General features: G+C 71.8%; 27 protein-coding genes. 12 read left to right on the forward strand and 15 right to left on the reverse strand.

Annotation, left to right across the window (positions count from 1 at the left end):
- Window positions 1-136 precede the first annotated feature (136 nt).
- Entirely contained in the window at window positions 137-1,006 is an 870-nt protein-coding gene (locus AB0O67_RS13200) for a universal stress protein (RefSeq protein ID WP_365449281.1), read from the forward strand.
- Between the two features lies 1 nt (window position 1,007).
- Here AB0O67_RS13200 and AB0O67_RS13205 read toward each other — a convergent pair whose 3' ends face one another.
- From AB0O67_RS13205 to AB0O67_RS13215, 3 genes are all read right to left on the reverse strand, one after another.
- On the reverse strand, window positions 1,008-2,243 hold the full coding sequence (locus AB0O67_RS13205) for a DUF4032 domain-containing protein (protein WP_365449283.1): 1,236 nt from the start codon (window positions 2,241-2,243) through the stop codon (window positions 1,008-1,010).
- A 9-nt stretch (window positions 2,244-2,252) separates the two neighbouring features.
- Window positions 2,253-2,999, reverse strand: coding sequence for an MBL fold metallo-hydrolase (locus tag AB0O67_RS13210; protein WP_365449285.1), 747 nt, complete (start codon window positions 2,997-2,999; stop codon window positions 2,253-2,255).
- A gap of 142 nt (window positions 3,000-3,141) precedes the next feature.
- On the reverse strand, window positions 3,142-3,771 hold the full coding sequence (locus AB0O67_RS13215) for an alpha-ketoglutarate-dependent dioxygenase AlkB (protein WP_365449287.1): 630 nt from the start codon (window positions 3,769-3,771) through the stop codon (window positions 3,142-3,144).
- A gap of 138 nt (window positions 3,772-3,909) precedes the next feature.
- Here AB0O67_RS13215 and AB0O67_RS13220 point away from each other — a divergent pair, with 138 nt between their 5' ends.
- Together AB0O67_RS13220 and AB0O67_RS13225 are read left to right on the forward strand one after the other, a co-directional pair.
- Window positions 3,910-4,533, forward strand: coding sequence for a helix-turn-helix domain-containing protein (locus AB0O67_RS13220; RefSeq protein ID WP_365449289.1), 624 nt, complete (start codon window positions 3,910-3,912; stop codon window positions 4,531-4,533).
- A 20-nt stretch (window positions 4,534-4,553) separates the two neighbouring features.
- A complete protein-coding gene (locus AB0O67_RS13225; RefSeq protein ID WP_365449291.1) occupies window positions 4,554-6,227 on the forward strand; it encodes an FAD-binding dehydrogenase in 1,674 nt (557 codons plus the stop codon).
- A 22-nt stretch (window positions 6,228-6,249) separates the two neighbouring features.
- On the opposite strand, the gene AB0O67_RS13230 is transcribed toward AB0O67_RS13225, so the two are convergent.
- Complete coding sequence (locus AB0O67_RS13230; protein WP_365449293.1) at window positions 6,250-6,600, reverse strand: DUF488 family protein; 351 nt, start codon at window positions 6,598-6,600, stop codon at window positions 6,250-6,252.
- Window positions 6,601-6,710: 110 nt separating this feature from the next.
- Here AB0O67_RS13230 and AB0O67_RS13235 point away from each other — a divergent pair, with 110 nt between their 5' ends.
- Complete coding sequence (locus AB0O67_RS13235) at window positions 6,711-7,457, forward strand: hypothetical protein (protein WP_365449295.1); 747 nt, start codon at window positions 6,711-6,713, stop codon at window positions 7,455-7,457.
- 36 nt (window positions 7,458-7,493) lie between these two features.
- Here AB0O67_RS13235 and AB0O67_RS13240 read toward each other — a convergent pair whose 3' ends face one another.
- Window positions 7,494-8,390, reverse strand: coding sequence for a LysR family transcriptional regulator ArgP (locus AB0O67_RS13240; RefSeq protein WP_365449297.1), 897 nt, complete (start codon window positions 8,388-8,390; stop codon window positions 7,494-7,496).
- 99 nt (window positions 8,391-8,489) lie between these two features.
- Between AB0O67_RS13240 and AB0O67_RS13245 the strand changes: the two genes are divergently transcribed.
- Entirely contained in the window at window positions 8,490-9,104 is a 615-nt protein-coding gene (locus AB0O67_RS13245) for a LysE/ArgO family amino acid transporter (RefSeq protein ID WP_365449299.1), read from the forward strand.
- Window positions 9,105-9,234: 130 nt separating this feature from the next.
- Window positions 9,235-10,533 carry an MFS transporter gene (locus tag AB0O67_RS13250; RefSeq protein ID WP_365449301.1) on the forward strand — a complete coding sequence of 433 codons (1,299 nt, stop codon included), beginning with the start codon at window positions 9,235-9,237 and terminating at the stop codon, window positions 10,531-10,533.
- A gap of 23 nt (window positions 10,534-10,556) precedes the next feature.
- On the opposite strand, the gene AB0O67_RS13255 is transcribed toward AB0O67_RS13250, so the two are convergent.
- Entirely contained in the window at window positions 10,557-11,012 is a 456-nt protein-coding gene (locus AB0O67_RS13255; protein WP_365449303.1) for a cyclic nucleotide-binding domain-containing protein, read from the reverse strand.
- A gap of 290 nt (window positions 11,013-11,302) precedes the next feature.
- Entirely contained in the window at window positions 11,303-11,524 is a 222-nt protein-coding gene (locus AB0O67_RS13260) for a hypothetical protein (RefSeq protein WP_365449305.1), read from the reverse strand.
- Window positions 11,525-11,726: 202 nt separating this feature from the next.
- On the opposite strand from AB0O67_RS13260, the gene AB0O67_RS13265 reads away from it, so the two are divergent.
- Complete coding sequence (locus tag AB0O67_RS13265; protein ID WP_365449335.1) at window positions 11,727-12,122, forward strand: ATP-binding protein; 396 nt, start codon at window positions 11,727-11,729, stop codon at window positions 12,120-12,122.
- A 184-nt stretch (window positions 12,123-12,306) separates the two neighbouring features.
- A complete protein-coding gene (locus AB0O67_RS13270; protein WP_365449307.1) occupies window positions 12,307-13,164 on the forward strand; it encodes a SigB/SigF/SigG family RNA polymerase sigma factor in 858 nt (285 codons plus the stop codon).
- A gap of 154 nt (window positions 13,165-13,318) precedes the next feature.
- On the opposite strand, the gene AB0O67_RS13275 is transcribed toward AB0O67_RS13270, so the two are convergent.
- Both AB0O67_RS13275 and AB0O67_RS13280 read right to left on the reverse strand, forming a co-directional pair.
- Entirely contained in the window at window positions 13,319-14,695 is a 1,377-nt protein-coding gene (locus AB0O67_RS13275; RefSeq protein WP_365449309.1) for an NAD(P)/FAD-dependent oxidoreductase, read from the reverse strand.
- A gap of 157 nt (window positions 14,696-14,852) precedes the next feature.
- Window positions 14,853-15,239, reverse strand: coding sequence for an STAS domain-containing protein (locus AB0O67_RS13280; protein ID WP_365449311.1), 387 nt, complete (start codon window positions 15,237-15,239; stop codon window positions 14,853-14,855).
- 245 nt (window positions 15,240-15,484) lie between these two features.
- On the opposite strand from AB0O67_RS13280, the gene AB0O67_RS13285 reads away from it, so the two are divergent.
- Window positions 15,485-15,856 (forward strand): PRC-barrel domain containing protein, encoded by a 372-nt coding sequence (locus AB0O67_RS13285; RefSeq protein ID WP_365449313.1) that lies wholly within the window; start codon window positions 15,485-15,487, stop codon window positions 15,854-15,856.
- Window positions 15,857-15,903: 47 nt separating this feature from the next.
- Window positions 15,904-16,362, forward strand: coding sequence for an ATP-binding protein (locus tag AB0O67_RS13290; RefSeq protein ID WP_365449315.1), 459 nt, complete (start codon window positions 15,904-15,906; stop codon window positions 16,360-16,362).
- Window positions 16,363-16,406: 44 nt separating this feature from the next.
- Here the strand turns inward: AB0O67_RS13290 and AB0O67_RS13295 are convergent, their stop codons facing one another.
- The gene (locus AB0O67_RS13295) at window positions 16,407-16,841 is read right to left on the reverse strand and encodes an ATP-binding protein (RefSeq protein WP_365449317.1); all 435 of its coding nucleotides are present in this window, start codon (window positions 16,839-16,841) and stop codon (window positions 16,407-16,409) included.
- 364 nt (window positions 16,842-17,205) lie between these two features.
- Here AB0O67_RS13295 and AB0O67_RS13300 point away from each other — a divergent pair, with 364 nt between their 5' ends.
- Window positions 17,206-17,493 carry a DUF4190 domain-containing protein gene (locus tag AB0O67_RS13300; protein ID WP_365449319.1) on the forward strand — a complete coding sequence of 96 codons (288 nt, stop codon included), beginning with the start codon at window positions 17,206-17,208 and terminating at the stop codon, window positions 17,491-17,493.
- A gap of 9 nt (window positions 17,494-17,502) precedes the next feature.
- Here the strand turns inward: AB0O67_RS13300 and AB0O67_RS13305 are convergent, their stop codons facing one another.
- On the reverse strand, window positions 17,503-19,401 hold the full coding sequence (locus AB0O67_RS13305; protein ID WP_365449321.1) for an AMP-dependent synthetase/ligase: 1,899 nt from the start codon (window positions 19,399-19,401) through the stop codon (window positions 17,503-17,505).
- Window positions 19,402-19,554: 153 nt separating this feature from the next.
- Here AB0O67_RS13305 and AB0O67_RS13310 point away from each other — a divergent pair, with 153 nt between their 5' ends.
- Window positions 19,555-19,788 (forward strand): DUF6480 family protein, encoded by a 234-nt coding sequence (locus tag AB0O67_RS13310; protein ID WP_365449323.1) that lies wholly within the window; start codon window positions 19,555-19,557, stop codon window positions 19,786-19,788.
- 38 nt (window positions 19,789-19,826) lie between these two features.
- On the opposite strand, the gene AB0O67_RS13315 is transcribed toward AB0O67_RS13310, so the two are convergent.
- From AB0O67_RS13315 to treS, 4 genes are all read right to left on the reverse strand, one after another.
- Entirely contained in the window at window positions 19,827-20,933 is a 1,107-nt protein-coding gene (locus AB0O67_RS13315) for a glutamate--cysteine ligase (RefSeq protein ID WP_365449325.1), read from the reverse strand.
- A gap of 102 nt (window positions 20,934-21,035) precedes the next feature.
- Entirely contained in the window at window positions 21,036-23,273 is a 2,238-nt protein-coding gene (gene glgB, locus AB0O67_RS13320; protein ID WP_365449327.1) for a 1,4-alpha-glucan branching enzyme, read from the reverse strand.
- Window positions 23,274-23,278: 5 nt separating this feature from the next.
- On the reverse strand, window positions 23,279-24,661 hold the full coding sequence (locus AB0O67_RS13325; RefSeq protein ID WP_365449329.1) for a maltokinase: 1,383 nt from the start codon (window positions 24,659-24,661) through the stop codon (window positions 23,279-23,281).
- Between the two features lie 28 nt (window positions 24,662-24,689).
- Window positions 24,690-25,932: maltose alpha-D-glucosyltransferase (gene treS, locus AB0O67_RS13330; protein WP_365449331.1), on the reverse strand; the 1,243-nt coding region annotated here is incomplete at its 5' end.

Raw genomic sequence — 25,932 nt, forward strand, 5'->3', positions numbered from 1 at the left:
GTTCGATCGCGCCGCTTCGCTCAGGCATGCCGCCCCCGGCCGGCCGGCGGCTCGCCCTCCCCGGAGCGGCTCGTGCCGACGGCGTGGGGAAGACTGAGCGTGACGTATGGGAAAGCCACACGAGGAGGCAGCCGGGATGACGCGCCCGATCACCGCAGGGTTCGACGGCACGGAGGAGAGCCTCGCCGCACTGGCCTGGGCGGCCCGCGAGGCCGTCCGGCGCGGGCGGGCGCTGCGAGTGGTGCACGCGTGGCGGTACGAGCCGCACGAGGCCGTGCAGGGCGACCGCGAGACGCAGGCGCGATGGGTGCGGGACGCGGTGGACGCGGGCGTGCGCACCGTCGGCGGGCGGTACGCCGGCCTGGAGGTGACCACCGACATCGTCGAGGGCGACGCCGCCGACGTGCTGGCCGCCGCGGGGGACCGGTCGGAGATGCTGGTGCTGGGGTCGCGCGGGCACGGCCGGGTCGTCGGCTTCCTGCTCGGTTCCGTCGGGCAACAGGTGATCGCCGGGACGTCGCGCCCGGTCGTGCTCGTGCGGTCCGGCGACCGCGCCACGAGCGAGGTGGACGGCCGCGAGATCGTCGTCGGGCAGGAGGGCGACGCGCAGGACAGCGCCGCCGCCCTCGGGTTCGCGTTCGAGACGGCCGCCGCGCGCGGGGCGACGGTGCGGGCGGTGCGGGCCTGGACGCTGCCGCCGGTGTTCGCCTACAGCCCCGGGTCGCTGAAGCTGCTGGACGAGGCGGGCGGCCCGGAGCCGTACGAGACGAAGGCACTGGCCGAGGCGGTGCAGCCGTGGCGGGAGCGGTTCCCGGACGTGCACGTGGTGGAGCACGTGGAGATGGGCAGCGCGGGGCAGGTACTGCTGTCGGTCGCCGGGCGCGCCCAGCTGATGGTCGTCGGCCGCCGCGCGCGCCGGACGGCGGTGGGGGCGCGGATCGGGTCGGTGGCGCACGGTGTCCTGCACCACGCGGAGTGCCCCGTGGCGGTCGTACCGCCGGCGTGAGTCACTCGGACGCGGGTGTCTCCAGTGGCTCCCGGGCCCGCGGCAGGATGTTCTCGACGTAGTCCTTCACGGCGGTGCCGAGCCCTATGTCGTGCTGGGCCCGCTCCGAGAGGTACCAGCGGTGCTCGAGGAGCTGGTGGTAGAGCTCGGCCGGGTCCATCGCGCCGCGCAGGCCCAGCGGCACGGCGCGCACCGTCGGCCGGAACACCTCCCGCACCCAGCGGTGGGCGAGGACTTCCGGGCGGGCCGCGAGGGGGTCGCCAGGCGCGTAGTCGTCCTGGGTCGCCATCCAGCTCTCCAGGTCGTTCAGCAACCTCCGGGCCTGGTTCTCCTCGGTGTCCAGCCCGGTGAGCCGTAGCAGCTGCCGCTGGTGGTGGCCCGCGTCGACGACCTTGGGCACGAAGGTGACCGTGTCGCCGTTGGAGGAGTGCTCGATCTGCATCTCCGCGACGTCGAAGCCGAGGTCGTTCAGGCGGCGTATCCGGCGCTCTATGTAGTGGTACTTGCCCGCCGGGTAGACCGAGGTGCGGGTCAGCTCCCGCCACAGACCGTGGTAGCGGGCGCAGATCTCCGTGCCGAACTCGATGGCGTCGACCGACGGGTGCAGCGCGCCGGACGCCTCCAGGTCGAGCAGCTCGCCGCTGATGTTGACGCGGGCGAGGTCGAGGTCGTAGTCGCGCTGGCCGTCGCTGAGCCGGGGGTGCAGTTCGCCCGTCTCGGCGTCGACGAGGTACGCGGCGTACGCGCCGGCGTCCCGGCGGAAGAGGGTGTTGGACAGCGAGCAGTCGCCCCACGCGAATCCGGCCAGGTGCAACCGCACCAGCAGCACCGCCAGCGCGTCCATCAGCCGGTGCATGGTCGCCGGGCGCATGGTCGTCTCGAACATCGAACGGTACGGCATCGAGCCGCCGAGGTGCCGGGTGATCAGCACCGACTCCAGCGGGCCGCCCTCCTCGTCGGTACGGCCGGTGACCACGCCGAGGGCGTCCACGGCGGGGATGCCGAGCCGGTCCAGGTCGCGCAGCAGCTCGTACTCCCGAAGCGCGGGCCGCTGCGCGAGCTCCTTGACGGCGACGACCTCGCTGCCCGCGCGGGCGTAGCGCACCACGTGACGGGAGATGCCGCGCGGCAGCGGCACGAGGTGCTCCTGCGGCCACTCCTCCAGCGGCAGGTGCCACGGCAGCTCCAGCAGGAGTGCCGGGTGCTCCGGGTTGGTGGCGCTGATCTGCAAAGCCATGGCGTGAGCCTAGAGGGCCCGGTCCCGTGCCCGGCGGGCGGCGTCGCGCACGGGGCCCTTGTGGACCGGACCGTGCCCGGGCAGCAGGACGTCGGCCGCCAGCCCCTCGATCAGCTCCAGCGAGGCCAGTGCCCGGGCACGCTCGCGGTGGAACATGTCGGGCAGCAGCTGCGGACCCTCGATCCGTGCGGTCGCGTGACCGCTGACCAGCGCGTCCCCGGAGATCACGACCCCGGCGTCCGGCAGATGGAAGACGGCGTGCCCGTCGGTGTGGCCCGGTGTGTGCACCGGCACCGGACGCCCGGGCAGATCCAGCGGACCCGCCGCCGGGAACGGCTCGGGCGAGGCGACCGGGATGTGGGCGGTGCCGCCCGACCGCAGCGCGTGCACGGCCCACGGCAGCACGCCCGGACGCCAGCCGTTGCGCAGCACCCGGCCGACCGAGACCTGGTGCAGGAACTCCCGGCGCGCGTGCGGCACTTCCGCCTCGTGCAGGTACACCGGCGTGCCGTACGTCGCGCGAAGGTACTCCGCCGAGCCGAGGTGGTCGTTGTGGGCGTGGGTGATCAGCACCGCCGCGACCGCCTCCGGCGTGCTCCCCACCGCCGCGAGGGAGTCGAGGAGCCGTTGGCGGTCCCCGAGGTAGCCGGTGTCGACCAGGGTGACGGCGTCGCCGTCCTTGACGATCACCCAGTTGGTGTCGCTGCCGTGCACGAGGTGGATACCCTCGGCGACTTCCCGCACATCTGCCCGCATGATCGTCCTGCCTGGTGAGGTCCGCGCCCGACGGAGACAGCAAACCAGATCAGGGGAACCGCCTGGTCGGAGGGTCCGCGTGCCGCCCGTGTACCAGGACGGTCACCGCGCGGCAGCGCGGGGACGGCACGGTCGCGCGGAGTCAGTTCACTCCCCGGGGGCGGAACTGGATGCTGATCCGCGGCCCGCCGGCGCGCGTCGACTTCGGTACGCAGTGCTCCCACGTCCGCTGGCAGGAGCCGCCCATCACGATCAGATCGCCGTGCCCCAGCGGGCGCCGCACGGTCCCGCCCCCGCCGTGCATCGGGCGCAACAGCAGGTCACGGGGTGCGCCGACGGACAGGATCGCGACCATCGTGTCCTCCCGGGCGCCGCGCCCTATCCGGTCGCCGTGCCAGGCCACGCTGTCCCGGCCGTCGCGGTAGTGGCACAGGCCCGCCGTGGCGAACGGCTCGCCGAGCTCGTCGGCGTAGTACCTGGTCAGCGCCTCACGCGCCTCGGCCAGCACCGGGTGCGGCAGCGGGTCGCCCGCGCCGTAGTACGCCAGTAGCCGCGGTACGTCGACGACGTGGTCGTACATCGTGCGGCGCTCGGCCCGCCACGGCACCTCGGCCGCCAGCTGCTCGAACAGCGTGTCCGACCCGTGCAGCCACCCCGGCAGCACGTCGATCCAGGCGCCCGAGCCGAGCGCGGTACGGCGCAGCCCGTCGAGGGGACCGAGCCGGACCTCGTCGGTCTGGTCGAAGAGCGAGCCCTGGAGGTGCCTGGTCATGCCTTCAGCGTAACCCCGATTCGAATGCATGTTCCAACAGCGGGCTCTCCGGCGTCACGGACCGGAAATCCGGGGCGTCACGACCCTTTGGATACATCCATGTATCGGATACATTCGCGTATCGAACGGAGGCCGGACATGGAGCGAACAGCCGGGCGCGTGACCAGGCGCCGCGTCCGCACCCGCGCCAACCTCCTGGACGCCGCGTTCGAGGTCTTCGCGGCCAAGGGCTTCGGGCGGGTGTCGATCGAGGAGGTGTGCGAGGCCGCCGGCTACAGCCGGGGTGCCTTCTACTCGAACTTCGCCAGCCTGGACGAGCTGTTCTTCGCCCTCTACCGGCAGCGCGCCGACCTGATCGCCGAGCAGGTCTCCGGGGCGCTCGCCCAGGACGGACCGGACCTCGACGTGCCCGCCGCCGTCGACAGGGTCACCGAGGTGCTGCTCCTCGACCTGGACTGGCTGCTGGTCAAGACGGACTTCCTGGTGCACGCCGCGCGCGACGCGGCCGTGGCGCAGACCCTGCTGGAGCACCGGGCCCGGCTGCGCGGCGCGATCGCCGAGCGCCTCGCCCGGGCCGCCCCCGGTCACACCGAACTGCCCGCCGTACTGGGCGGCATCGACGCCGCCGCCCACGCGGTGGTCGCCGCGTACGACGGAGTCACCACCCAACTGCTGCTGGACAAGGACGTCGAGCACGCGCGCGTGTGGCTCAAACAGCTGCTCACCGCGCTGCTGACCGACGCCGGCGGCACCCCCCGATGAATCAGGAAGGGACGATCGCCATGGACGCCGACGTCATCGTCGTGGGAGCGGGCCTCGCGGGCCTGGTCGCCGCGCATGAACTCACCAGCCGGGGACGCCGGGTGGCGCTGGTCGACCAGGAGAACGCCGCCAACCTCGGCGGCCAGGCGTTCTGGTCGTTCGGCGGGCTGTTCCTCGTCGACACGCCGGAGCAGCGGAGGCTCGGCGTGAAGGACTCCTTCGACCTCGCCTGGAGCGACTGGCAGGGCAGCGCGGGGTTCGACCGGACCGACGACGAGGACTCCTGGGCGGTGCGCTGGGCGCGGGCCTACGTCGAGTTCGCGGCGGGGGAGAAGCGGTCCTGGCTGGAGGGGCACGGCATCAAGTTCCTGCCCACGGTCGGCTGGGCCGAGCGCGGGAACCTGCGCGCGGACGGCCACGGCAACTCCGTGCCCCGCTTCCACATCGCCTGGGGCACGGGCACCGGGGTCGTGGAGCCCTTCGTGCGGTACGCCAGGCAGGCCGCCCGCGACGGGTTGCTCACCTTCCACCACCGGCACCGGGTCGACCATCTCGTCGTCGAGGACGGCGCCGCCCGCGGTGTTCGCGGCACGGTGCTGGCCGAGGACGACTCCCCGCGCGGCGTCGCTTCCAACCGTGACCCGGCCGGCGACTTCCAACTCACCGCCCAAGCCGTGATCGTCACCACCGGAGGCATCGGCGCCGACCACGACATCGTCCGCCGCCACTGGCCCGAACGGCTCGGCACCCCGCCCGCCGAGATGGTCACCGGCGTCCCCGCCTACGTCGACGGCCGCATGCTCGACATCAGCGCCGAGGCGGGCGTACGCCTGGTCAACCGCGACCGCATGTGGCACTACACCGAGGGCCTGCAGAACTGGGACCCGATCTGGCCCGGCCACGGCATCCGCATCCTGCCCGGGCCGTCCCCCATGTGGTTCGACGCCCTGGGCCGCCGGCTGCCCGAGCCCTGCCTGCCCGGCTACGACACCCTCGGCACGCTCAAGTACCTGCGTACCACCGAGGACATCGCCGCGTACGACCACTCCTGGTTCATACTCACCCAGCGCATCATCGAGAAGGAGTTCGCGCTGTCGGGCTCCGAGCAGAACCCCGACATCACGGCCAAGGACCGCAAGGCGTTCCTGCGGGAACGCGTCCTCGGCAAGGGCGCGCCCGGCCCGGTGGCGGCCTTCCTGCGCAACGGCGCCGACTTCGTGACCGCCCCCAACCTCGAACAACTCGTCGAGAAGATGAACGGCCTCACCGACAAGCCGCTCCTCGACGCCGAGGCGATACGCCGTCAGATCGAGGCCCGCGACGCGCAGTTGGCCAACTCCTACGGCAAGGACGCCCAGGTGCAGGGCATCCGCAACGCCCGCCGCTACATCGGTGACCGCCTCGGCCGCGTCGCCACCCCGCACCGCATCCTCGACCCGGCGGCCGGGCCCCTCATCGGCGTCAAGCTGCGCGTGCTGACCCGCAAGACGCTCGGCGGCATCCAGACCGACCTCGACTCGCGCGCCCTGCGCGCCGACGGGCAGCCGATCGACGGGCTGTACGCGGCGGGCGAGGTCGCCGGCTTCGGCGGGGGCGGCGTGCACGGCTACAACGCGCTGGAGGGCACCTTCCTCGGCGGCTGCCTGTTCTCGGGCCGTGCGGCGGGGCGGGCGGCCGCCCGGCAGACCGGCTGAGACATGCGCGGGGCCCGTCTTCTCAGGACTCCAGAAGGCGGGCCAGCACCGCGACGTGGCCCTGCTCCAGGTTCTTCGAACCGGTCACCAGCGTCACGGTGCTCCGGGCCGCCAACTTCCGCACCCCGTCCAGTAGCTGCGCCGCCTCGGGCTCGGCCAGCTCCGCCTCGTACCGGCGCGCGAACTCCTCGTAGGACCCCTCCCCCGCGTGGTACCACTGGCGCAGTTCGGTGGACGGGGTGAGCCCCTTCGGCCACTCGTCCACCCGGGCCGCGTCCCTGGCCAGACCACGCGGCCACAGCCGGTCGACCAGGACGCGTACACCGTCCTCGGGCTCCGGCGGTTCGTAGACTCGTCGGACTCGGACACTCATGCGGGAGGCCTTTCGAACGGGGGAGAGGTGTGACGGGAGCGTACGCCGGGCGGGTGGATGCAGCCGTGGAACCCGAGGGGATACCCACCCGTGTCGGTCAAGGTCGACACATGATCAGACGCGCTTGCCGGTTCCTGCTGCCCGCCACCCTCCTGCTCACCGCGTGCGGCGCCGAGGGCACGGACACGAACCCGGCGCCCGGGCACCCGCCTGTCGCCGCCGAGGCCAAGGCGCCCGGTCCCGCCCCGGAACCCTCCCTCGCGACCGGCCCCCGGCAGCTTCCCGGGCTCGGCCCGCTGACCCGGGCCCAGGTACCCGCCGACGCACGCCAGGCGGTCGTGGTGACCGGCCGCGGCAGGAACTCCCCGAGGTCCGAGGCCGTCCTGTACGAGCGGACGGTGGCCGGCTGGCAGGAGCGCGGGAGCTGGCCCGCGCACAACGCGCTGTACGGCTGGACCGACGACCACCGGCTCGGTGACCTGCGCTCACCGGTCGGCGTCTACAGCCTCACCGACGCCGGCGGGCTGCTCCCCGACCCCGGGACCCGGATGCCGTACGACCACTCGGCCGCGTTCACGGCGACCGGTTCCGGTTTCGAGGGCGAGCCGCTGTCCGGTTCCTTCGACTACGTGGTCGCCATCGACTACAACCGCCGGCCCGGCACCTCGCCCCTCGACGGGACCCGGCCGCTCGGCTCCGGGCGGGGCGGCGGCATCTGGTTCCACGTCGACCACGGCGGGCCCACGCAGGCCTGCGTCACCCTCCGGCGGCCCCACATGAAGGAGCTGCTGCGCCGCCTGGACCCGGAACGGCACCCGGTGGCCGTCCTGGGTGACGCCGCCGCACTGGCCCGCTGAACACCCTGGCACCGCCTGGCGCAGGGTGCCCCTGGGTCACCGCGGACGCAGAGCCTCCGCGGCCGCCGCCGTCACGGCCCGCGCCACCGCCGCCAGGGCGGGGGAGTCCAGCTTCCACTGCTGCCAGTACAGCGGCACGTCCACCGCCCGGTCGGGCGCCAGTGGAGCCAGGCGGCCCGAGGCCAGCAGCGGCTCGGCCTGGACCTCGGGGACCAGCCCCCAGCCGAGACCCGCCGCGACGGCCTCGACGAAGCCGTCCGACGTGGGCACGAAGTGCCGTTCCGCGCTCGCGCCGCCGCCCCGCCGCAGTCGGCGGACGAACGCGTCCTGGAGGTCGTCCCGCCGGTCGAAGACCACGACCGGCGCGTCCGGGAGGGTCTCGCCAAGCGGCCCGCCCAGATGCCGTTCGGCGAAGTCGGGGCTGGCCGCGGCGACGTACCGCATGACACCGAGCGCGCGCACCGTACAGCCCGTCACGGGCACCGACGACGACGTCACCGCGGCCATCACAAGGCCCTCGCGCAGCAGCGCCGCCGTGTGGTCCTGGTCCTCGCGGCGCAGCTCGAAGCAGAGCCGCAGCTCCCGCGGGACGCGGCTGAGCGCCGGGAGGAACCAGGTCGCCAGCGAGTCGGAGTTCACCGCGACGGATACCCGGGTCGCCTCCCCGGTGCCGCTCATGCCCAGCTCGGCACGCGCGTCCAGCTCCAGCCGGCCCAGCTGACGCGCCAGCCGGACCACGACCTCACCGGACTCCGTCGGCCGCACCGGCTTCGTGCGCATCAGCAGAATCCGCCCCGAGCGCTGCTCCAGGGCCTTCACCCGTTGACTGACCGCCGAGGGCGTCACATGCAGCGCGGCGGCCGCCGCCTCGAAGGTGCCCTCGTCCACGACCGCCAGCAGGGTCCGCACCTGGTCGAGAGGAAGCTCCGTCATCACCGCGCCCGTCCTGGAGGCTGTCGACATCAATTGCGCTAAGGATACGTAAGAATCTTTAGCTGTACCTACAGTGATCGTCTCCGTAGCGTCGGAAGCATGTCCCCAGCGCTCTCCGCCGCGGCCGCCGGATTCGGCACCGGCCTCTCGCTCATCGTCGCCATCGGCGCCCAGAACGCCTTCGTCCTGCGTCAGGGGGTCCGCCGCGAGGCCGTCCTCGCCGTGGTCGGCATCTGCGCGCTCTCCGACGCCGCCCTGATCGCCCTCGGTGTCGGCGGGGTCGGCGCGGTGGTGGTTGCCTGGCCGGACGCGCTGACCCTGGTGGGCTGGATCGGCGGCGCCTTCCTGCTCTGCTACGGCGCCCTGGCCGCCCGCCGGGTCGTCAGACCCCAGGGGGCGCTGCGCACGGAGGGGGACACGGCTGGCTCGCGCAGGAGGGCGGTGCTCATGTGTCTGGCGATGACCTGGCTCAATCCGCACGTCTACCTCGACACCGTCTTCCTGCTTGGCTCGCTCGCCGCCGACCGGGGGCCGTTGCGCTGGACGTTCGGGATCGGCGCCGTGGCGGCCAGCCTGTGCTGGTTCGCCGCCCTCGGCTTCGGCGCGCGACTGCTCGGCCGCTGGCTCGCCAGACCTACGGCCTGGCGGGTGCTGGACGGACTGGTCGCCGCCACCATGATCGTCCTCGGCGTGACGCTCATCGCCGGGAGTTGAGCGCGCGGCCGGCACACGGTCTCGTCGCGGCGAACCGAACGAGGGCGCACACACCGCAACGAGAGCGCTCACACGGGCCTGTCATAGTGATCCCCGGATTCGAAAGATGTAACGAGCAACCGGGAAGCGCGTGGACACCAGCGAGAGCGGCACAGAGCACCCCGCGGACGATCCCGCCCCCGCCGAACCGCCTCGCAGTGGCTGGCGGCGCTGGGCGATGGACACCCGCCCCCTGCGCCGTCCGGCCTACCGCCGGCTGTGGTCCTCGACCATCGTCACGGCCGTCGGCAGCCAGCTGACCGCGGTCGCCGTGCCCAAGCAGATCTACGACATCACCGGCTCCTCCGCCTGGGTCGGCTACGCGAGCCTCGCGGGGCTGCTGCCGCTGGTGGTGTTCGCCCTGTGGGGCGGTGCGGTCGCCGACAGCATGGACCGCCGCAAGCTGCTGCTGATCACCAACAGCGGCATCGCCGCCACCTCCGTGCTGTTCTGGCTCCAGGCGGTCACCGGCCTCGGCTCGGTCGCCGTGCTGATGGTCCTGCTCGCCCTCCAGCAGGCCTTCTTCGGCCTGAACGCCCCGGCCCGCAGTGCCTCCATCGCCCGGCTGGTCCCCGAGCACGAGCTGGCCGCCGCGAGCGCCCTCGGCTCGACCGTCATGCAGACCGGCCTGGTCGCCGGGCCGCTGCTCGCCGGCGCCCTGATCCCCGTCATCGGTCTGCCCGAGCTGTATCTCATCGACGCACTCGCCCTGTGCGTCGCCGTCTGGGCGGTGCTGCGGCTGCCCGCGCTGCCGCCCCTCTCGACCACGGTGGCCCGGCGTGCCGGGGTGCGGGAGGTCGTGGCGGGCTTCCGCTACATCGCCCTGCACAAGGTGCTGCTGCTGTCCTTCCTCGCCGACATCGTCGCCATGGTCCTCGGTATGCCCCGTGCCCTGTTCCCGCAGCTCGCCGCCGAGACGTACGCCCCCTGGGGCGAGGGTCTCGCCCTCGGCCTGCTGTTCGCGGCGATCCCGATCGGCGCAGTGGCGGGCGGCCTGTTCTCCGGCACCTTCTCGCGGGTCCGGTGGCACGGCTGGATGGTGATCGGCGCGGTCGTCGCCTGGGGCCTGGCCATCACCGGGTTCGGGCTGAGCACCAGTCTGTGGGTCGCGGTGGCGTTCCTGGTCGCCGCCGGTGTCGCCGACATGGTCTCGATGGTGTTCCGCGGCGCGATCCTGCTGTCCGCCGCCACCGACGAGATGCGCGGCCGGATGCAGGGCGTCTTCACGGTCGTCGTCGCGGGCGGCCCCCGTCTCGCCGACGTCCTGCACGGTACGGCCGGTTCGGCCTTCGGTGCCCGAACGGCCGTCGCGGGCGGCGGCGTGCTGGTCGTCGCCGTGATGCTGGCACTTGCCGCGGCGACACCGGACCTGCGGCGCTATCGCGTCTGAGGTCCCGGGCGGTCCCGCGCGCGCTACATGCCCCCGCGCCGGCGCAGGGTGTACTGCTCCATGAGCTGGCCGCGGGTCGTCTCCAGTCGGTGCGCGAGGATCTCGGCCACGATCCGGACCAGGGACATGCCGAGCTGCGGGTCCTGCTCGCACAGCTCCAGCACCGGCTCCGCCTCGAACTCGTGGGCGCGCACCTGGCTGAAGGCCTCCGCGCCGAAGTCCCACCGGTGCGGCGGGAACAGCCAGGACCAGCCCAGCAGGTCGCCGGCGCCGAGGCTGGCGACGGTGACCCGCTTCGCCGACGTCACCTGCTGGTCGAGGGAGACGGCGCCCGAGCGGATCACCCAGAAGCGGTCGGCCGTTCCGCCGGCCTCGAAGATGCGGGCGTCCTCGGGGAAGGACACCTCCCTCGCGAGTGTCATCAGTCGCTGTCGCTGCGGCGGGGGCAGGGCGGTCAGCAATTTCGTCGCTTTGGTCATGGCGCAAAGCTCCTCGCCGACGGAAAGGACCGGTGCTCTGTCTATGCCCATTTCAGCCGCTGTGGGCGCGTGGAGCATTTCGGGGCATGGAGAAGCCCTGGCTGGACGGGGGAAGCCAGCCAGGGCCGTACGGGGTGAGGTCCGGAGGAGGAGTCCCTCGACTCCGTCACCACGTATGTATGAACGATAAACCATCTCGGGCCGTGCTACCCACTCGTAAGCCGGTCACGTGACCTGTTTCACGCGAGAACGCCGCTCCGCGGTCCCGGGAGCGGCCACCCGGGGAGTGGTCAGCCCACCTCGGCGTGGCGGCCGGGCGTCAGGATCTCGTCCAGGACCCGGAGCACCGCCTCGTAGGTCAGCCGCCGTACCGCCGCCTCCCGGGCTCCGGCCGGATCGGTCGGTTCCAGGGCCTCACTGCGCGCCCGCCACGCGCGTTCCTCCTGCTCCGCGCAGGCCCTGCCGCGCTGGATGCGCCGCAACAGCTCGTCTGAGTCCACCACATCGGTCATGTACTCCGCCTACCCCCGTGTTCGGGATCGATGGCCGGAAGACGGGTTTGGTGTGCCCCAAGGGGGTGAGCCGACTTATGAGGGCAGCGCCGGACAGACCCGTTGTTTCGACTCAGTGGTTGCTCCACCAGCCGATCAGTCAGGGAGCTGAGAAGTGAGCGCGCAGCAGTGGACCGAGCCCGCGGGCGAACCCGCCGACCAGGTGTGGCCCCGCCGAAGCGGAACGTGCCTACCGGCCGACGTGCGCCGGGCGATACGGCACGCGGTGGCGGGGCGGTGCCGGGACACCGGCACCCCGTGCGACGAGGGCGGCCTCTCGGACGCTCTCCTCGTCGCCTCGGAACTGACGACGAACGCCATCCTGCACGGCGGTGGTGTGACCGGCGTCGACGTCGATGTCGTCGGGCACGAGGTGCGGGTCTCCGTCAGCGACCGCAGCGACCGGCTGCCGGTGAGCGTGACGCCGGTGGACGAGCAGGGGCGACGGCGGGCCGGCGGACACGGCTGGCCGATCGTCTGCCGGCTCGCGTGCGACGTCCGGGTGGCTGATCTGCCCGCGGGCGGCAAGCGCATCACCGCGGCGGTACCTGTCTTCTGAAAGACCTTCGGATGCCCGGAGTTTGTTCCTCCGGTGCCCGGGCAGACGCATTTTCGTGCTTCGGACCGGAGGCGCGCCAGCGGGGAGCGGTACGCGCTCCGGGGCCTCCGGGTGATCGGGGCCGGCACCCTTCCCGCGGACAGTCCCTGAAGTCCCTGAAAAGACCGTTCAGGAGCGATTCCGCATGCTCATCGACATGTCGACAAGCCGTCCCGGCACGCCCGACTCCTCCACCACACCCGCCCCTGCCCGGCGGCGCCACGACGACGCGCCCGCGACCGCCGACCTCTTCGCCCGCCTCCACACGCTGGAGGACGGGCCCGAGCGAGACGCGGTCCGGGACGAACTCGCCACCGCGTGGCTGCCCATGGCCCATCGCATCGCCGGCCGGTTCCGTGACCGGGGCGAGTCCCTGGAGGACCTCAAGCAGGTGGCGGCGCTGGGGTTGGTCAAGGCGATCGACCGGTACGACCCCTCCCGCGGAGCCTTCGAAAGTTACGCGGTGCCCACCATCACCGGAGAGGTCAAGCGGCATTTCCGGGACCGGATGTGGGCGCTGCGTGTACCGCGGCGTGTGCAGGAACTGCGCAACAAGGTCCGGCTCGCCCGCCGGGAACTGACCCAGAACCCGGGCGCGCCGGAGCCCACCGTGGCGGACATCGCCGCGCACACCGGGCTGACGGAGGACGAGGTCGCCACGGGGGTGGAGGCGCTGGAGAGCTTCAGCACGCTCTCCCTCGACGCCGAACTCACCTCCGACGACGAGGGCTACAGCCTCGCGGACACCCTCGGTGCGCCGGACGGCTCGTACGACGTGGTGGTCGACCGGGAGTCCGCCAAGCAGAGCCTGCGCAATCTGCCGGAGCGTGAGCGGGCCATCCTCTACATGCGCTTCTTCGAGGACATGACGCAGAGCCGCATCGCCGACCAGCTCGGCATCTCCCAGATGCACGTCTCCCGTCTCATCAGCCGCAGCTGCGCCCGAGTCCGGGACGAGGCCCTCGGCCACCGCCCGACCCCGCCCGGCTCCACCGCGCACTGACCCGACCGACGCATGCACCGGGCCTCGCGGCGACGCGGGGCCCGGTCGCGCCGGGGGAGGAGGTGCCCCGGGACCCGCGCCACGGCGACGACCTCACGCGGCGGGCCCGCACCCACATGCCGTGAGGCATCCAGGTGCGGGCCCGCCCGGTACGTCAGCCCTGTGCCGGCCTCGTCCCCTCCACCTGCGCGTGGATCTGCTCCGGCGTCAGATAGGAGTTCGTGTACTCGAAGTCCTTCAGTTTCGCCGCGCGGCGGGCCTGGAAGCCGGTACGGACGAAGTCGTCGCCCGCGACCGCGTTGAGCAGCCAGTTGGTCATGACGCGGGTCTTGGCGACGTTGGTGCGCAGCGCCGACCAGTGGTAGCCGCGGGCGACGGCCTGGGCGGGCACGCCGCGCAGCTCGATGCCGAGGGGCTTGGAGACCGCGTCGCGGCCGCCGAGGTCGACGACCAGACCGAGGTCCTTGTGGACGTACGGCTCCATCGGCTGGTTACGCAGCGTGGCGATGACGTTGTCGGCGACCTTCCTGCCCTGCCGCATCGCGTGCTGCGCCGTGGGCGGGCATACCGCCCCCTCCTCGCGCTTGGCCTCGTCGGGCACCGCCGCGGCGTCGCCGAGCGCGAACACCCCGTCGTGACCCGGCAGGTTCATGGCGGTGGTGACCGCGAGCCGCCCTCGCACCGTCTCCGCGCCCAGCGTCGCGATGAGCGGGCTGGCGACGACGCCCGCGGTCCAGATCAGCGTGCGCGTGGGCACCACCCGGCCGTCCGTGAAGGTGACCTCGTGCGGGCCCGCCTTCTCGATCGACACCCCGAGCGACACCTCGACGCCGCGCCGCCGCAGCACCTCCTGCGCGCTGCGGCCCAGCTTCTCGCCCAGCTCGGGCATCAGCCTGGGTGCGATGTCGATCAGATGCCACCTGATCAGCCGTGGGTCCAGCCGGGGGTAGCGCTTGACCGCGTTGCACGTCAGAAGCTGCAGGCAGGCCGCCGTCTCCGTGCCCGCGTAACCGGCGCCCACCACGACGAACTGCAGCCTGGAGGCCCGCTCGGCCGGATCATGACTGGCGTCGGCGAGGTCAAGCTGCGAGATGACGTGGTCGCGGATGTAGGCGGCCTCCGCCAGCGTCTTCATCCCGAAGGCGTTGTCGACGAGTCCGGGGATGTGGAACGTGCGCGTGACGCTGCCCGGAGCCAGCACGATGTAGTCGTACGGCTCGTTGATGATCTCGTCGGTGATCGTGCGGATGACGCAGACCTTGGACTTGAGGTCCACGCCGATCGCCCCGCCCGGGATGATGCGTGTGCGGTACTTGCTGCTGCGGCGCAGGGACACGGCGATCGACTGGGGCGTGAGCACGCCGGATGCGACCTGAGGGAGCAGCGGCAGATAGAGCTGGTAGGCGAACGGCGTCACCAGAGTGACCGCGGCCTCGTCGGGGGAGAGGCGGCGCTCCAGACGCCGTACGCACTCCACTCCCGCGAAGCCCGCGCCCACCACCAGGATCCTGGGTCGTGTCACGATGTCCATCCCTTCCGCGGTTCCGGGCGGTCTGCCTCGACGCCATGCGCGTGCCCCTGGATCGTGGCTTCGCACCTCATCGATCCCACCGTGCCCGGAACCACTGCGCCAGTCGGGCGCGGCAGGCAGACGAAGGGGTGCACCACCGCCATGCTCCCCCCGGGGCTCAGGCCTCCGCCTCCGGCCGCTCCTGTCCGTCGATCAGAGCCAGCGCCTCCTCGAAGCTCCCGGACACCGGCACCGTGATGCTGACCCCGGTGAGGTCCAGGACCCGCTGCACGGGAGGCGTGGGGGAGAGGATGTGCACGCTGCCGCCGGTGCGGCGGGTCTCCTGGTAGATGCGCAGGATGATGTTCATGCCGGAAGAGTCCATGAAAGGCACCTCGGACACGTCCAGGACGAAGTGACTCCGGCCGTGATGCAACTGGTTCGCCAGGTGATGCTGGAACTCGGTCGCGGTGTCGACGTCCAGATAACCTTCGACCCGGACCAGGGCGACATCCTCCCGCGGCAGCGTGACCTCGACGGACAGCGGGTTCTGGGCAATTGTCACGAGTACCTCCAACAAGGCTGACGGCCAGGGCTGGTTACCCAGCTCGGCGCACTCGATGCACGCCCCTGAGTCGGTCGACCGCGTCGTTCACCACGTTCATCACGTCGATCACCACGCCGGCCGACGCCAGGCGCGCGTACCCCCGTATGGGTTTCTCATGCAGTCCTCGGCCCGCCGAATGGCGCCAGGGACCGGGGGTAGTGGGAGCAGTGGAGCACAGGCGCGAAGGAGGAGGAGTCATCGGCGTGACCATCGACAGAATCTGGTCGTACGCACCGGGCACCGGCCAGGTCGCGGAGCGGGACCTCACGGGGTTCACCGTCGACGCCACGGACGGCACGCTCGGACACGTGGACCGGCTGGCGGACCCGCACGGCATGCGGCATCTGGTGGTCGACACGGGCGTCTGGGTGTTCGGCAGGAGTGTCCTGGTTCCGGTTGGCCTGGTGACGGGCATCGACACCGAGCACCGTCTGGTCTCGCTGGCCTGCACCCGGGCGGAGGTCAAGGAGGCGCCGCGCTTCCGCACCGACAGCGAGACCCTCGACCCGCACTACCTGACGACGGTGGGTGACTACTACAGCAACCTGCCGCCGCGCGAGCCGACCACCACCTGACCGACAGCCCCAGCAGCGGACGCAGAGCCGAGGAAAGACCAGACCGCATGGACAAAACCGACGTCGCAGCCCCCGCCCGCGCCGGCCTCCGTACGCCCGGCGGCGCGCTTCCCGCGGCTCCGGTGCACAGCGCGGCCGAGGCGCGGGCGCGTGCCCTGTCGGTGGTCCTCGACGAGTGGAACTCTGCCTCCCGCGCGGCACACGAGCGGGACCTGATCGATCTGCAACTGGTCGTCTCGGAGCTGGTCAGCAACGCCATCCGGCACGGTGGCGGGCTGGCCGGCTTCGAGGCGGTGCCCACCGCGGAGGGTGTGCGTCTGGCGGTCCACGACCACAACGCGTCCGTCCCCGCCGCGGCCTTCGGCTCCGGGGACCTGCCGAGCGGCCACCACGGCAGCGGCTACGGCTGGCCCCTGATCATCCGCCTGGCCCGAGACATCGCCGTCGAGCCCCGTCCGGCGGGCGGCAAGACCATCAGCGTGCTGGTGCCCCTGCGGGGGGCGTAGGCCCCCTCGGCGGGGAGCCCCGGTTCACCAGGCAGGAACCCTGTTCACCAGGGCAGGAACACGTGGATGTCCTTGCCGTGATCGCCTCCGACCACGCTGACCTGGTGGCACAACGTCTGGATCAGATGCCAGCCGATGCCGCCGCCGCCGGTGTTCGGATGGAACGGGCGGGGGGCCGGGGTCGTGCTGCTGGTGTCGTGCAGGGTGATGTGCACCCCGTCGTAGGTCCGCCTCATCTGCAGGTGGAAGGGCCCGGGAGCGTACTGGACCGCGTTCGCGGCCAGCTCCGTGACGACCAGCAGGATGTCATGCCAGGACTCCGGGGTGGCTGGTGGCGAGGTGCGGGCCAGGTCACGGAGGAAATCCTCCGCGGCCAGGCGCGCCCCGGTCACGTCCTGCGGCTCACCCGGGAAGCCGGCTTTCCGGCTCGGGATTCCTTGGCCGGCCAGTGTTCCGTCCCAACGCGGCTCGGTTGCCATGTCGCCTTTCCAGCCTCTCGGTCGCAAGGCTGCGCTCGTGTCTCTTGCATCGCACTCTGCGGGTTCCCGTACCCGTGGGGGCTACGCGTCTCACCGCCCGGGAGCACCCGATTCGCCGGGTGCCGGCCCTTGCCGGCGCGAACGCCGGACCGGCTCCCGGAGCAGGAAGCCATCGGGTGGCCGCAAAGGGATTGTTCGCGCCCCGGAAAGTTCCTGCGAAGAACGCTTGCCGGCAGCCGGCCGACGCCCGAGCGAATTGCCCAACTGATCCGAATGTACGGCGAATTGACGGGCACTCGGGGGGTGATCGAAGGGCGAGAACACCACGAGAACACCACATCGACATCCACCTCGGAGGGACAGTATGACCGGTTACGGCAGTACCCCCGCCGCGTCTCCCGGGTCGCGCACCAACGGCCTGGCCATCGCGAGCCTCACCTGCGGAATCATCGGCATATTCCTCTTCAACATCATTCTCGGGCCGATAGCGATCGTGCTCGGCGCCGTCGGAATGCGGCAGGCCCCCGCGAAGGGTGGCGCCGGAATGGCGAAGGCCGGAATCATCCTCGGCGTCCTGGACCTGGTGATCTTCGGCGTGCTGCTGGCCCTCGCCGCCTCCGAGGGCGGATTCAGCTGGTACGTCGGCGGCTGACGGGACGGCTCACCGGAACACGCTGTCCGAGTCGTCCCACCCCGCCGGCTCCTCCGGCGCGGCGAGCCGGGGCGGGCGCGAACGTGTCTGGTACATGGCGTCGATCTCCCCGGCGTAGTGCCGCACGATCGCGTCCCGCCGCAGCTTCATCGACGGCGTCAGCAACCCGTTCGCCACGTCGAACGGTTCCGGCAGCACCCGGAACACCCTGATCGACTCCGGGCGCGACACCGCGCTGTTGGCCGCGGCTACCGCCCGCCCGACCTCCTCGCGCAGCGCGTTCTCCTCGCGCGCCTCCCGGACCGGTGCGTCGCCCTGCATCGCCAGCGACGCGCGCCAGTGCATCAGGAAGTCGGGGTCCAGAGTGATCAGCGCACCCACGCAGGGCCGGTCGTCGCCCACGACGACCGCCTGGTGGATCAGTGGGTGCATCCGCAGCCGCTGCTCCAGCGCGGCCGGGGCGACGCTCTTGCCGCTGCTCGTGACGATGACGTCCTTCTTGCGGCCGGTGATCGTCAGATAGCCCTCGGAGTCCAGCCGCCCCAGATCCCCGGTGGCCAGCCAGCCCGCCCACAGCGCGGCCCGCGTCGATGCCTCGTCGTTGAGGTAGCCCTGGAACACCGAGGGCCCGCGCACCAGGATCTCCCCGTCCTCGGCGAGGTGGATCTCCACACCCGGCAGCGCCTGCCCGACCGTCCCCGACTTCTCCCGGCCCAGCGGCTGCATGGTCACGCCACCGCTGGTCTCGGTGAGGCCGTAGCCGTCGTGGACGTAGATGCCGATGCCCTCGAAGAACAACGACAGTTCGCGGTGGAGCGACGAGCCGCCCGAGGTCCCCCGGCAGACCCGGCCGCCCAGCGTGGCCCGCAGCCTGCGATACACCGTCCGCTCGTACAGCGCGTGCTGCATCCGCAGCTCGAACCCGGGCCCCGCCCCCCGGCCGAGCCGCTGCCGCTCGGTGGCCGCGGCGAAGGCCCGCGCGGTCTCCGCCGCCCGTTCGAACAGGGCACCGCGGCCCGCCGCCTGGGAGGCGCGCAGGAAGTTCTTGTAGATCTTCTCGAAGACCGACGGCACGGCGTAGAAGTACGTCGGGCGGAAGGACTGCAGCGCCGCCGCCAGCGACTCCGCACCGGGGTCCGGCTCGTGCGCCATCAGCAGCCCGCCGCGGATGCACAGGCCCTGGATCATCAGGCCGTACACATGGGAGAAGGGCAGGAAGGCGAGTACCCGGGCCTGCTCACCGGGCGGCGCCGCCGTATGGCCCCAGCCCGCCAGCAGGGTGTCGCACGGGCTCGCGATGCCCCGGTGGCTCAGCGCGCAGCCCAGGGGCCGTCCCGAGGTGCCCGAGGTGTAGGCGATCACGGCCGTGGAGTCCGGCAGCACGATGCGGCGCAGCGAGTCGACCGTCAGCGCGGGCAGGACCTCGCCGCGTGCCGCCAGTTCCGCCAGCGCGCCGGCGTCCAGCTGCCAGACGTGCCGCAGGCCGGGCAGTCGCGCGCACACGGGGCCGATGGTCATCACGCCCTGCTCGTCCTCGACGACCACGGCCACGCAGTTCGCGTCCCGCAGGATCCACTCGACCTGTTCGCGCGACGACGTCGGATAGATGGGCACGACCTCGGCGCCGACCGCCCAGAGCGCGTGGCTGAGGACGGTCCACTCGTACCGGGTGCGAGCCATGATCGCCACGCGGTGGCCCGGCGAGATGCCGGACGCGACCAGCCCCTTGGCCAGGTCGACCACCTCGTCCCGCAGCTCGATCGCCGTGACCTCCTCCCACTCGGCCGAGGGGCCGCGGCGCGCGATCAACGGCAGGGTCGGGTTGGCCGCCGCCGTCTCGAAGAGGCTGTCGGCGAGCCCGCCGGTCAGGGACGAGACGATGGGGGGAGCGAGGGCGAAGTCGCGCATGCGCTGCTCCTGACGTGTACGGGCTGTGACCTCGCCGACGAGAACCGTTATCGACGGTGGTCGAATCTAGCCCAGGTCAGACCGTCTCGTGCCGGGAACCAGGAACTGGCCTCACGTTTGATGATCTCGGCGGGTTCGGGGGACTCGGACGGCATGAGTCACACCAATCCCGACCCCGAACCCGAGCGCTCCACAGGGCTGGAACCGGGCGGCGGCGTGCCGCCGGGGGAGACCCCGCCCGCGGAGAGCAGCATGCCGGGAGCCCTGCCCCGGGACACGCACAACCCGACCAAGGGCTGGGCCAAGGCACCGCTGACGCTGATCCTCGTCCTGGTGGTGCTGGTCGCCGCCTTCTTCCTGGTCTACAGCCTGGTGCTGATCCTCTGACGGCACCCGGTCCCGTGACGCCGGACCGATCTCCGGCGTCACTCCAGGCGAGAGACGTCACCCTGGGTGTGCCGCGCGCACTCCAGGACGACCTCCCGCAGGCTGCCCGTGTGCTCCAGCAGTTCGCGCTGCACCCGCGCCCCGTTGCCCCGTCGCAGCAGCTCCGCGCAGGACTCCTTCGCCCGGTCCAGGTCCCCGCTGTCCGTGAGCGCTTCGCTCACGTGCTCCAGCAAGGCCCGCACCACCGTCTCGGCGGGCGCGGGCCGCATCGGCGCCGGGTGCAGCAGCTCCCCGGTGAGACCCGAGCGGGCGGCACGCCAGGCGGCGAGACGCAGCACGCTCACGCTGTGCTCGGCCGGGCCCCGGCCCGCCTGCCACTCGCGCGCGGCCGTCTCGACCAGCCCGCGGGCGAGGGTCGCGACCAGGACGGCGGTGTCCGCGTGCAGGCAGACGTCCGCGACCCGGATCTCGACGGTGGGGTAGTTCCGGGACAGGCGTGCGTCGAAATAGAGCATGCCCTCGTCCAGCAGGGTCTCGGTGGCCATCATGTCCGCCACCCGGCGGCGATAGCTCTCGGCCGAGCCGAACAGCTCCGTCGGTCCGGCCGACGGCCAGCGCTGCCACACCCTGCTGCGGTAACTGCTGTAACTGGTGTCCTTGCCCTGCCAGAAAGGCGAGTTGGCGCTGAGCGCCGCCAGCACCGACAGCCACGGCCGCACCCGGTCGACGACCGCGACGCCCTCCTCGTCGGACTCGACGGCCACATGGACATGGCAGCCCAGGACGAGCTGCTCCTGCGTGGCGATCCCGTACTGCTCCGCCATCCACTGGTAGCGGTGGTGCGCGCCGACCGCGGGCTTGACCGGCAGTGGCGACGTGGCCAGCGCCGCCACCGAGCAGCCGATGTCCCCGGCGTTGCGCGCCGCCTCCCGGCGACAGCGGACGATCTCCGCACCCAGCTCCGCCATGTGCGTCTGCGGGTGCGTGTTGAACTCCAGCATCTGCTCGTGGAGTTCCTTCTCGAAGACGAAGCCCTCGACATGGTCGTGCGCGGCACGCGCCAGCACGGCTGCGGACCGCGCACGCGGTTCCCCGCTCTCCGGGTCCACCAGGAGGAGCTCCTCCTCCACTCCGACGGTGCGCACATGCGGCCTTTCGACGACCTTCTGAGACGGCGGACACCCGCCGTACGTCTCCGAATGCCCCCGGAAGGCCACTCGGACACCTGAAGGCCGTGCGGGCCGCCGTCAGGCCGGGCGCAGCCAGACCGTGGCCAGGGGCGGCAGGGTCAGCCGGATACTCGCGGGACGGCCGTGCGACTCCTGCGCCTCGGACTTGACGGGTTCGGGGTGGGTGACGCCGCTGCCGCCGTAGCGCGCCGCGTCGGTGTTGAGAATTTCCTGCCAGGCGGGGATGTCGCCGGGGACGCCGAGCCGGTAGTCGTGACGGACGGCAGGGGAGAAGTGGGAGATCGCCAGCAGGGGGACGCCCTGCTCGTCGTAGCGCAGGAAGGCGAAGACGTTGTCGTCGGCCGCGTCGCACTCCACCCACTGGAAGCCGCCGGGGTCGGTGTCGCGCTGCCAGAGCGCCGGCGTCCCCAGGTATCCGGCGTTGAGATCGCGAACCAGGTCCTGCACCCCGCGGTGATCGCCCGCGGCGCAGTGGCCGGGGTCGAGCAGCCACCACTCCGGGCCGTGCTCCTGGGACCACTCGCCGCCCTGGGCGAACTCCTGGCCCATGAACAGGAGCTGCTTGCCCGGGTGGGCCCACATGAAGCCGAGGTACGCGCGGTGGTTGGCGCGGCGCTGCCACCAGTCGCCGGGCATCTTGCTCACCAGGGCCTGCTTGCCGTGGACGACCTCGTCGTGCGAGATGGGCAGCACGTAGTTCTCGCTGTACGCGTAGATCATCGAGAAGGTCATCTCGTGGTGGTGGTACTTGCGGTGGATCGGCTCCTTGCTCATGTACTCGAGCGAGTCGTGCATCCAGCCCATGTTCCACTTCAGTCCGAAGCCCAGCCCGCCACTGTCGGTCGGCCGGGTCACCCCGCCCCACGCGGTGGACTCCTCGGCGATCGTCACCACCCCGGGGTTGCGCCGGTAGACGGTGGCGTTCATCTCCTGCAGGAACGCCACCGCGTCCAGGTCCTCCCGGCCGCCGTGGACGTTCGGTGTCCACTGGCCGGAGTCCCGCGAGTAGTCGAGGTAGAGCATGGAGGCGACGGCGTCCACGCGCAGCCCGTCGATGTGGAACTCCTCGCACCAGTACGTCGCGTTGGCGACGAGGAAGTTGCGCACCTCGGTCCGTCCGAAGTCGAACTCGTACGTCCCCCAGTCCGGGTGCTCGGCCCGCTGCGCGTTTCCGGGCTCGTACAGCGCGTCCCCGTCGAACCGGGCCAGCGCCCAGTCGTCCTTGGGGAAGTGCGCCGGGACCCAGTCCATGATCACGCCGAGGCCGGCCCGGTGGCAGGCGTCCACGAAGTACTTGAAGTCGTCCGGGGTGCCGAGGCGGGAGGTGGGCGCGTAGAAGCCGGTGACCTGGTAGCCCCAGGAGCCGCCGAAGGGGTGCTCGGCGACCGGCATCAGCTCGACGTGTGTGAAGCCGAGGTCCTTGACGTACCGCGGCAGCTCCTCGGCGAGCCGGCGGTAGTCCAGTCCCGGCCGCCAGGACGCGAGATGGACCTCGTACACCGAGAGCGGCGCCCGGTGCACCGGTGTGTCCCCGCGGTGCGCCATCCAGTCCTGGTCCCCCCACTCGTAGTGCGAGGCGGTCACGATCGACGCCGTGTCCGGCGGCACCTCGGTGCGGCGCGCCATCGGGTCGGCCTTCAGGAACCGGTGGCCGTACTGGGACGTGATCTCGAACTTGTACCTGGCGCCCTCGCCGATGCCCGGCAGGAACAGCTCCCACACGCCGCTGGCGCCCAGCGAGCGCATCGGGAACGCCGTCCCGTCCCAGTGGCAGAAGTCCCCGGCGACCCGCACCCCGCGCGCGTTCGGCGCCCACACCGTGAACCGGGTGCCCGTCACGCCCTGATGGGTCATCGGCTCGGCGCCCAGCGCCTGCCACAGCTGCTCGTGCCGGCCCTCCCTGATCAAGTGCAGGTCGAGCTCGCCGAGCGCGGGCAGGAAGCGGTACGGGTCATGGACCTCGTGCTCCCCCTCCTCGTACGCCACCAGCAGGGTGTACTCCGGGACCGTCCGCCACGGCAGTACGGCCGAGAACAGGCCGTCACCCTCCGAGGTGAGCGCGACGCGCTCCCCGCCGGCCAGCACGTTCACCGCGCGGGCGAACGGCCGCAGCGCCCGCACGGCGATGCCGCCGGGGACGGGATGCGCGCCGAGCAGCGCGTGCGGGTCGTGATGGGCGCCCGCCAGCAGGCGCCCCCGGTCGGCCGGATCCAGCTCGGGGGCGCACCCGCGGGGCGTTCGAACCGATGGGAGCGGGCCGGAGTCCTCCGGGGATGAGATGTCGCGCAGCGCCACGGCTTTCAGTCTCCTCTCACGGCGAGTCGTTCGATCGCCGCCATGGGTACGGGGAGCCAGTCCGGGCGGTGCCTGGCCTCGTACAGCACCTCGTACACCGCCCGATCCGTCTCGTAAGCACGCAGCAGACCGTGCTTCTTACGGGGATCCCAGCCGGCCCGGGCCGCATATCCGGCACAGTAGGCCTCCCGGCAGCGGCGCGCCCACTGAGGACGCCAGGGCCGGCGCTGCCGGGCCGCGTAGTCGAAGGAGCGCAGCATGCCGGCGATGTCCCGGACGGGGGACTGGGCACTGCGCCGTTCGGCGAGCGGACGGGACGGCTCGCCCTCGAAGTCGATCACGAACCACTCGCGGCCGGCCCGCAGCACCTGCCCCAGATGCAGATCGCCGTGGATGCGCTGAGCGGGTGGCCCGGTGTCGCACGTCAGCAGTGCGCTGAACGCCGACCGCAGCCCGGGAACGAACGACCGGAGCGCCGGAACGCTGTCCGCCGCGGCGTCGAGGCGTTCCGTCATCGCCGCCGCCGTACGCCCGTTCGCGGACCGCCCGCCGGCGGCGAACGCGGCGGCCAGCGCCAGATGCACCTCGGCCGTGGCCTGCCCCAGTTCGTATGCCTCGACCGTGAAGTCACTGCCGGTGGCCAGCGCGTGCAGGGCCTGGGTCCAGCCGTCGGTGGCGTTGCGCAGGAAGGGCTGGAGCACCCCGAGCGTGGCCTCCTGCGGCTGGGCGGTGCAGAACCAGGCCACCGGCGCGGGCACCCGTTCGCAGCCCTGTCCGGCCAGCGCGCCCGGCACCTCCAGGTCGGGGTTGACGCCGGGCTGGATGCGACGGAAGACCTTCAGGATGAACTCGTCGCCGTACACCAGTGAGGAGTTGGACTGCTCGGCGTCAAGCACGCGCGGCACCAGCCCGGCCGGGATCGGCTTGGCCGGGTCGGCCTCGAAACGCAGGGGGCCGGCGGTGCCCGGCTGCCGCAGACGTTCCAGGAGCAGTTGCGCCGAACGGAGGTCCTGGAGGGCGTCGTAGACCGTCATCCCGGCCAGCGGCCCTTCCTGGGCCTGACCGATCAGGGCCCGGCCCAGGCGCGGCGACGGGGTCTGCCGGACGCCGAGGAACAGCTGATAGCAGTCCCCGGGAGGGGGTGTGCCGCCAGGGGAGGGCACCCCGGCGAGACTGCTGTGGCCGCCCGCGTGACCAGCGTGCACCAGCAGATGCAGACACCCCGGGAACAGTTCCGTCATCGACAGCAGGCGCAGGTCCGTGACGGGCCGGTCCTTGCCGGCGAACCAGCGCTGCCGGGGCAGCCACTCGCGCAGCAGTCCGTCGAGCGAGGCCATGGACGCGGCCAGCCCGCTGTCGCTCGGCAGGAGGGATGCGGTCTTCGTCATGGTGACGCCTCCTTTCGTCGGCGCACGCTCACAGTCGTCGGCCGATACGAGATGCGACTCGGACGAGCCGGAACCAGTAGAAGCCGTGACCCCCCAGGGTCAGCAGGTACGGCAGTTCACCGATGGCGGGGAAACGCACCCCGCCGAACAGCTCGACGGGATACCGGCCGGCGAACTCACGCAGGTCCAGCTCGGTCGGCTGGGCGAACCGGGCGAAGTTGCTGACGCACAGCACCAGGTCGTCCTCGTACTCGCGCAGGAAGGCGAGCACCGCGGGGTTCGACGACTGGAGTTCGGTGTAGGAGCCGAGTCCGAAGGCGGGGTTCTGCTTGCGGATCTCGATCATCCGGCGGGTCCAGTGCAGCAGCGAGGAGGGCGACGCCATGGACGCCTCGACGTTGGTGACCTGGTAGCCGTAGACCGGGTCCATGATCGTGGGGAGGCTGAGCCGCCCGGGGTCGCAGGTGGAGAAGCCGGCGTTGCGGTCCGGCGTCCACTGCATGGGCGTGCGCACCGCGTCCCGGTCGCCGAGCCAGATGTTGTCGCCCATGCCGATCTCGTCGCCGTAGTACAGGATCGGACTGCCGGGGAGGGACAGCAGCAGGGCGGTGAACAGCTCGATCGTATGGCGGTCGTTGTCGAGCAGGGGGGCGAGCCGGCGGCGGATGCCGATGTTGGCGCGCATCCGCGGGTCCTTGGCGTACTCCGCGTACATGTAGTCGCGCTCTTCGTCGGTGACCATTTCGAGCGTGAGCTCGTCGTGGTTGCGCAGGAAGATGCCCCACTGACAGCCGGTCGGAATGGCGGGGGTCTTGGCGAGGATCTCCGAGACCGGGTAGCGCGATTCGCGCCGTACCGCCATGAAGATGCGCGGCATGACCGGGAAGTGGAACGCCATGTGGCATTCGTCGCCGCCGGAGGAGTAGTCGCCGAAGTAGTCGACGACGTCCTCGGGCCACTGGTTGGCCTCGGCCAGCAGCACCGTGTCCGGGTACAGCGCGTCGATCTCGCGGCGGACGCGCCGGAGAAAGTGGTGCGTGGCCGGAAGGTTCTCGCAGTTGGTGCCCTCTTCGGCGTAGAGGTAGGGCACGGCGTCCAGCCGGTACCCGTCGATGCCCAGGTCCAGCCAGAAGCGGAGGGCGGCCAGGATCTCCTCCTGGACGGCCGGGTTCTCGTAGTTGAGGTCCGGCTGGTGGGAGAAGAAGCGGTGGAAGAAGTACTGCTTGCGGACCGGGTCGAAGGTCCAGTTGGAGGCCTCGGTGTCGACGAAG

It is taken from the genome of Streptomyces sp. NPDC086077, assembly GCF_040686175.1.
In the GTDB taxonomy this organism is placed as follows: domain Bacteria; phylum Actinomycetota; class Actinomycetes; order Streptomycetales; family Streptomycetaceae; genus Streptomyces.